The following is a 303-nucleotide window of genomic DNA, read 5'->3' on the forward strand; positions in this document are numbered from 1 at the left end:
CCAGGGCTGCACTCAGATTACCGCCGGCCAGCCCCTGTACTGCTGCCGTTGCGGCCTGTATCGCCTGCTGGTATTTGCCTCCCGTTCCAAAACCTGAGGCCGCCATACCGTTATTGTAGGCCCGCTGCGCCACATCCTGTTCCGTGAACGGTTTTCCTGCTGCCTCAAGCTCTGCGCGGGCCTGATTCAGTGCTGCCGGGTCCCGCTTCGCTTTCTCACCGGCTATCTGTCCTTCCGTTCTGGCAATATCTGCCACCTGGTTACCAATCTCACCAATGAGTTGCGCCTGCTGCAGTCGCTGAT

1 pseudogene is annotated in these 303 nt (G+C 59.7%); it reads right to left on the reverse strand.

The annotated features are described in order from the left end of the window. Positions 1 to 303: pseudogene (locus tag E0D98_RS26350) on the reverse strand (hypothetical protein); the annotation flags it as partial.

The sequence above is a fragment of the Escherichia sp. KCJ4928 genome, assembly GCF_004352695.1.
GTDB lineage: Bacteria > Pseudomonadota > Gammaproteobacteria > Enterobacterales > Enterobacteriaceae > ECMA0423.